Source organism: Mycobacterium sp., from assembly GCF_049281135.1.
In the GTDB taxonomy this organism is placed as follows: domain Bacteria; phylum Actinomycetota; class Actinomycetes; order Mycobacteriales; family Mycobacteriaceae; genus Mycobacterium.
In genome coordinates, this window is sequence record NZ_JBAPRN010000463.1 from 1 (window position 1) to 4018 (window position 4018).

General features: G+C 63.6%; 3 protein-coding genes, 1 tRNA gene and 1 pseudogene. 3 read left to right on the plus strand and 2 right to left on the minus strand.

Annotation, left to right across the window (positions count from 1 at the left end; translation table 11 throughout):
• Positions 1 to 440: pseudogene (locus WAN02_RS18685) on the minus strand (MFS transporter); the annotation flags it as partial.
• A gap of 24 nt (positions 441 to 464) precedes the next feature.
• Here WAN02_RS18685 and cmrA point away from each other — a divergent pair.
• On the plus strand, positions 465 to 1268 hold the full coding sequence (cmrA, locus tag WAN02_RS18690) for a mycolate reductase (RefSeq protein ID WP_422265735.1): 804 nt from the start codon (positions 465 to 467) through the stop codon (positions 1266 to 1268).
• 1 nt (position 1269) lies between these two features.
• Here the strand turns inward: cmrA and WAN02_RS18695 are convergent, their stop codons facing one another.
• Positions 1270 to 2796, minus strand: coding sequence for a helicase HerA-like domain-containing protein (locus WAN02_RS18695; protein ID WP_422265736.1), 1527 nt, complete (start codon positions 2794 to 2796; stop codon positions 1270 to 1272).
• Between the two features lie 117 nt (positions 2797 to 2913).
• Between WAN02_RS18695 and orn the strand changes: the two genes are divergently transcribed.
• Both orn and WAN02_RS18705 read left to right on the plus strand, forming a co-directional pair.
• Positions 2914 to 3561, plus strand: a complete 648-nt coding sequence (gene orn, locus WAN02_RS18700) for an oligoribonuclease (RefSeq protein WP_422265737.1) — start codon at positions 2914 to 2916, stop codon at positions 3559 to 3561.
• 42 nt (positions 3562 to 3603) lie between these two features.
• Positions 3604 to 3679: transfer RNA gene (locus WAN02_RS18705), tRNA-His, on the plus strand.
• The last annotated feature ends 339 nt before the right edge of the window (positions 3680 to 4018 follow it).

Sequence of the window (4018 nt, forward strand, 5' to 3'; positions counted from 1 at the left end):
GTCGAAATCTGACGCAGCATCGCGTTGTACGGCACGCTGGCCAGGTCGCCGCACGCCGCGGCGATTGCAAGCAACGCCAATCCGGGCCACAGGTATTGCGGGCGGTCACGAATCAGGCTCATGGCGCTCACCAGCGCCACGACCATTCCGGTCAGCACCGTCAGGGCGATGCGCCGCCGCCGTGCATCTTCGACCCACACACCGATCACAGGCGCCAGCACGGCGATCGTCAATCCGGCGATCGCCAGCGCGCGACCCAGCCAGCTCGCCGGCGGCACATCGCCGGGCAAACCCTTACCGACAGTGCCGGTTAGATACACCGAGAACACGAAGGTCACCACGACGGAACTCACGCCCGCCGAGCCGGTGTCCCACAGTGCCCACGCCACCGCCTGGGCTCGCTCGGATCTGGGCGAATCGTTACTGCCGGAATCAGACATTGTTGGTCTGTCTACCATTGGCGCATGCCGGTACCCGCCCCCAGCCCCGACGCTCGTGCCGTTGTCACCGGCGCATCGCAAAACATCGGCGAAGCACTGGCCACCGAATTGGCAGCGCGCGGCCATAGCCTGATCGTCACTGCGCGACGCGAAGAGCTGCTCAACACCCTGGCCGGCAAGCTCACCGAGAAATACGGCGTCGCCGTCGAAGTCCGTCCCGCCGACCTCGCCGACACGGCCGAACGCGCAAAACTGGTCGACGAGTTGGCCACCCGAAACATCTCGATCCTGTGCGCCAACGCCGGTACCGCCAACTTTGGTCCGATCTCCGCTCTGGACCCAGCGTCGGAGCGGGCTCAGGTTCAGCTGAACGCGGTCGCGGTACACGACTTGGTGCTGGCGGTGCTGCCCGGAATGATTGAGCGCAAGGCCGGCGGCATCTTGATTTCCGGTTCCGCAGCAGGCAATTCACCGATCCCCTACAACGCGACCTATGCGGCGACGAAGGCGTTCGCGAACACGTTCAGCGAGTCGTTGCGCGGCGAACTGCGCAAAACCGGTGTGCACGTGACGGTGCTGGCCCCGGGCCCGGTGCGCACCGACCTACCGGACGCGTCCGAGGCGTCGATCGTGGAGAAACTGGTGCCGGACTTTCTGTGGATCTCCACCGAATACACCGCAAAGAAATCGCTAGACGCGTTGGCGCGCAACAAGATGCGGGTGGTGCCCGGCGTGACGTCCAAGGCGATGTCGGCGGCAAGCCAGTACGCGCCACGCGCGATCGTCGCGCCGATCGTCGGAACCTTCTACAAGAAGATGGGCGGCTGATCTACCGACGGCGTTTGCTGCCGCCGCCGAACATGTTGCGGATGATCTCGGTGCCCAGCGCCTTGAGGAAGGTCTGGAAGCCGCGGCTGTTCACGAATCGACTGAACCAGCCAGGCTTTTTGGCGGCTTCGGGTGCGTTCTTCCCCGCCGGCTGCTCGGCTGGAGCCTTTGCCTTTTCGGCTTCGATCTTCTCGTACGCCGATTCCCGGTCCTTGGTCTCACCGTAGACCGCTTGCAGGGGGCTGGCTTTGGCCGCAGTGCCGATCGCGTCGTCGCCGATGGCGGCCATCAGTGAACGGGGCGAACGCAGTCTGGTCCACGCCACTGGGGTTGGGGCGCCACGTTCCGATAGCACGGTGACGATTGCTTCGCCGATGCCCAGTGACGTCAACGCCGAAGCCAGATCGTAGACATCTGTTTTCGGGTAGGTGCGGACGGTCTTCGTCAGCGCCTGCTGGTCATCAGGAGTGAACGCGCGCAGTGCGTGCTGGATGCGCGCACCCAACTGCGAGAGCACCTGGTTGGGCACGTCGGTGGGCAACTGGGTGCAGAAGAAGACGCCCACGCCTCGAGAGCGGATCAGCTTGACCGTCTGCTCGACCTGCTCCAGAAACGCTTTGGACGCATCGCTGAACAACAAGTGCGCCTCGTCGAAAAAGAAGACCAGCTTGGGTTTGTCGACGTCACCGATTTCAGGCAACGACTTGAAAAGGTCGGACAGGACCCACATCAGGAACGTCGAAAACAGCACCGGCCGGGCGGCTTGAGCTCCCAGCTCTAGCAGCGAGATGACCCCGCGTCCCTTGTCGTCAAAACGCAACAAGTCCTTGGGCTTCAGTTCCGGCTCACCGAAAAAGGTATCGGCCCCTTCGGCTTCCAGATTGACCAGTGCGCGCAGGATGACGCCGGCCGTTTGCGCGGAGACGCCGCCCAACGACTTCAAATCGGCCTTGCCCTCGTCGCTGGTGAGCTTTCCGATCACCGCACGCAGGTCTTTCAGGTCCAGCAGCTCGTAGTTCTGCTGCTCGGCATAGTGGAAGATCAAACCCAGCGTTGACTCTTGAGTAGCATTGAGCCCCAACACCTTTGACAGCAGAATCGGCCCGAAGCTGGCGATCGTGGCACGCACCGGAACACCGATGCCCTTGGTTCCCAGCGACAGGAAGTCCACCGGAAACGCGCTGGGCGCCCAATTGTCGCCGGATTCCTTGGCGCGACCGGTGATCTTGTCATTGCTTTCACCGGGGCGCGACAGACCGGACAGGTCGCCCTTGACGTCTGCCATCAGCACCGGCACGCCCGCCGCCGAGAGTTGTTCGGCGATTACCTGCAGAGTCTTGGTCTTTCCGGTACCGGTCGCCCCGGCTACCAGACCATGACGGTTGACAGTGGCCAGCGGGATGCGGATCTGCGCGGTCGGGGTGGTCTTGCCGTCGATGACGACTGCACCCAACTCCAAGGCCTGGCCCTCGACGGCGTAGCCGGCTGCGATCTGCTGTGCGGGGTTCGCTGTCGATTCAGTGCTCATAAGACCCTCGTCTCTCCCCTACTTGCCGTGGTCTCGATCACGCACGACCTTACTGGCTGTTGCGCTGAGGCGGGGTGGCTGCAGGGCGTCCAGCTAACTTTGCCTACTGTGAATGCTGTGCGGGACGAACTGGTGTGGATCGACTGCGAAATGACCGGGTTGGACCTGGGCTCGGACAAGTTGATCGAGATCGCCGTCCTGGTCACCGACGCTGACCTGAACATCCTTGGCGACGGTGTCGACGTGGTGATCCACGCCGACGATGCGGCGCTGTCGTCGATGGTTGACGTGGTGACCCAGATGCACACCCGCTCGGGGCTTATCGAAGAGGTGCGGACGTCCACAGTAGACCTGGCGACGGCCGAGAAGTTGGTGCTCGACTACATCCGTCAACACGTCAAGCAAGGCAAAACGGCGCCGCTGGCGGGCAACTCGATCGCCACCGATCGGGGATTCATCGCCCGCGACATGCCCACGCTGGATTCGTTTCTGCACTATCGGATGATCGATGTGAGCTCGATCAAGGAGCTGTGCCGCCGTTGGTATCCGCGGATCTACTACGGCCAGCCGGCCAAGGGTCTGGCGCACCGCGCGCTGGCCGACATCCACGAATCCATCCGTGAGCTGCAGTACTACCGGCGCACCGCGTTTGTGACTCCCCCGGGCCCCACCACCAGCGAGATCGCTGCCGTGGCCGACGAGCTCGGGGTCGAACCGGCCGCGCCGGAGGAAATGGATTCGCCCGCGGAGGACTCCACCAGTTAGTATCGACGACGCTGTATGTCGCCGCGGCGGCCGGCAGCAATGGTGGGTGTAGTTCAGTTGGTAGAGCGTCAGGTTGTGATCCTGAATGTCGCGGGTTCGAGTCCCGTCACTCACCCCAAAGGTCACGCTAGCCGGTCACGCCGTGGCGCTACCGGCGCTTGTGGCGACGGCGTAGCCACACCGCTAACACGACGATGGCCACCAGGACGACCACCCCGAGGCCGAGCCACAGGAGGTCATCGGCTCCTAGAGCTGTCCCGCCTCCTCCGCCGAGATGCCCATGTCGTCGCCGTGCAGGTAACAGCGCAACAACAGTCGCCAGCAGCGAAGAGGTCAGCACTTCCAGCCCCTCTCGCTGCGAGAATCGCCGACATTGGACAACATTTCAGGTCGCCCGCCCGCTAAGAACGACCGGCCAATGCTGCGTCACGCCGGCGCGCGATCAGGTCCCTTACGC

Coding starts and splice junctions, on each gene's coding strand:
- cmrA (WP_422265735.1), top strand. CDS start 465: ATGCCGGTACCCGCCCCCAGCCCCGACGCTCGTGCCGTTGTCACCGGC.
- WAN02_RS18695 (WP_422265736.1), bottom strand. CDS start 2,796: ATGAGCACTGAATCGACAGCGAACCCCGCACAGCAGATCGCAGCCGGC.